Genomic DNA, 1,203 nt, shown 5'->3' with positions numbered 1-1,203 from the left:
TGGAATAGTTCCGATCCGATCTGACAGCCGACCTTGAAAAAGGGCGGGTTACCCGTTTTGATGAAGGTGCAACTCCTTAAACATCAAAACTCAAAGAGGTAACCCTATGCTTCAAAGTAACGAAAGAATCATCAAACATAAAGTCGGACTTCTCAATCTGGCAGAAGAACTTGGTAACGTATCCAAAGCCTGCAAGGTGATGGGTTTATCCCGAGATACTTTTTACCGTTATAAGGCCGCTGTTGATGAAGGCGGTGTTTCTGCTCTTTTCGAAAAGAGCAGAAACACACCGAACTTCAAAAATCGCATCGACATGGCAACGGAAGAAGCGGTTGTCAGCTATGCCATTGAATACCCTGCCCATGGGCAACAACGCACCAGCAATGAACTTCGCAAACGTGGCGTATTCATCTCGCCAAGCGGCGTGCGGTGTTGTTGGTTGCGTCATGACCTTGGCAACTTCAAATCCCGTCTAAAAGCCTTGGAAGCAAAAGTCGCTGAAGACGGTATCATTTTAACTGAGGCTCAAGTGCAAGCTTTGGAAAAGAAGAAGCTGGATGATCAAGCCAGTGGCGAGATTGACACGGCTCATCCTGGCTATCTCGGTTCTCAAGACACTTTCTATGTCGGCACATTAAAAGGCGTAGGAAGGGTCTATCAGCAGACTTACGTGGATACGTATTCCAAGGTCGCCTTTGCCAAGCTTTACAGCACAAAAACACCTATTACAGCGGCTGATACTTTGAATGACAAAGTTCTGCCTTTCCATGAAGAAAACGCCTTGCCTGTCTTGCGTATCCTAACGGATCGCGGCACAGAATTTTGTGGAAAAGCCGATCAACATGATTACCAACTCTTTTTGGCGATCAATGACATTGAGCACACCAAAACCAAAGTAAAACACCCGCAGACAAACGGCATTTGTGAACGCTTCCACAAAACCATTTTGCAGGAGTTTTATCAGGTGACATTCCGCAAGAAAATCTATGAGACCATTGAGGAATTACAGAATGATCTGGACGAATGGCTGAATTATTATAACAATGAACGCACCCACCAAGGAAAAATCTGCTGTGGACGCACACCCATGGAGACCTTATTGGATGGAAAACAAATCTGGCAGGAAAAGTTTATAGATTAAACCCGACCTGACAGTCACCGCATCAAAGCGGGTAAGTGTCAGATCAAGTCGCGACTACTACA

General features: G+C 45.5%; 1 protein-coding gene. It reads left to right on the top strand.

What is annotated here, in order from left to right; genetic code table 11:
* The first annotated feature begins 106 nt into the window (after positions 1-106).
* Positions 107-1,141, top strand: a complete 1,035-nt coding sequence (locus RYZ26_RS19840; protein ID WP_317684997.1) for an IS481 family transposase — start codon at positions 107-109, stop codon at positions 1,139-1,141.
* Positions 1,142-1,203 lie beyond the last annotated feature (62 nt).

This window comes from Terasakiella sediminum, assembly GCF_033100395.1.
Taxonomy (GTDB): domain Bacteria; phylum Pseudomonadota; class Alphaproteobacteria; order Rhodospirillales; family Terasakiellaceae; genus Terasakiella.
This window is presented reverse-complemented; position numbering and strand designations above follow the sequence as displayed.

Excerpts from the sequence above, each read along its gene's own strand:
- RYZ26_RS19840 (WP_317684997.1), top strand. The coding sequence starts at position 107 with ATGCTTCAAAGTAACGAAAGAATCATCAAACATAAAGTCGGACTTCTC.